Source organism: Streptomyces sp. UF-297, assembly GCF_058245575.1.
Genome location: NZ_JBSIBZ010000223.1, coordinates 1 through 1,106, shown reverse-complemented (window position 1 = coordinate 1,106; position 1,106 = coordinate 1). Strand labels below are relative to the sequence as shown.

The window sequence follows — 1,106 nt, the reverse complement described above, 5'->3', positions numbered from 1 at the left end:
CCGGCCAACCACCGCGCCACATGACCCGCGATCGCACCCGTACCACCCGTGACCAGCACACTGCCACGCGGCGCCCACCTCACGTCACCGCGAGGCTGCGAGGCACGGGCCAGACGCCGGCCCAGCACTCCCGCCGACCGGATCGCGACCTGGTCCTCGGCGCTGTCGGCCAGCACCGCCGCAAGGCGTGCGCCCGCGCGCTCGTCGACCGTGGCGGGCAGGTCGATCAGACCGCCCCAACGATCCGGGTGCTCCAGGCCGACGACCCGGCCCAGACCCCACACCTGCGCCTGCACCGGACGGGCCAGCACCTCACCCGGACCAGCAGCCACCGCACCACGCGTGGCCAGCCACAGCGGGGCAGCCACACGGACATCCCCGAGGGCCTGTACGAGCCCCAAGGTTGCGGCCAGTCCCCCGGTCACCACCGGGTAGTCCGGCACCGGCGTCTCGTCCAGCGCCAGCAGCGACAGCACACCGGACACACCGGCGGACTCCGCGCCCGTCAGCGCCTCGCCGAGCAGCGCGGCCACACCGTCCCGGTCCACGCCCCCGGCCGGCACCTCGACCACGACGACCTCGGCACCACGAGCACCAAGCGCCGAAACACTCTGCCGCACTGCCTCGTCCTCGCCCAGCTCTGCCGGAGCCACGATCAGCCAAGTCCCGGACAGGACACGGGGGTCGGGCTCGGCGGTGGGCGACCAGATCGCCCGGTAGCGCCAGTTCGCGGTCGCCGAACGGTCCAGCTCACGGCGCCGCCAGGATGCCAGCGCGGGTAGCACGTCGCTCAGTTGCTTCTGGTCCTCGATGGCCAGCGTGTCCGCGATCCCGGCCAGGTCACCGTCCTCGACGGCGGCCCAGAACCGGGCCTCCGCCGCCGTACTCGCGCCATCGCCACCGGCGGACGCCCCTACCGAGGGCATCGCCAGAATCCCCTCCGGCCAGAACCGCTCGGTCCGGAAGGCGTAGGTGGGCAGCTCCACGCGCTTCCCGGCCGGGAGCACCGTCGCCCAGTCGACGGTGGCGCCGTTGACGAACGCCCGCGCCAGGCCGTTGACAAGGCCGGTCACGTCCCGGTCGTCGCGGCGCTGAAGCGGTACGAA

General features: G+C 73.6%; 1 protein-coding gene. It reads right to left on the bottom strand.

The annotated features are described in order from the left end of the window. Positions 1 to 1,073 (bottom strand): SpnB-like Rossmann fold domain-containing protein (locus AC4IJH_RS43540; protein WP_490857569.1); only part of this gene is annotated, 1,073 nt, incomplete at its 3' end. Positions 1,074 to 1,106: the final 33 nt, after the last annotated feature.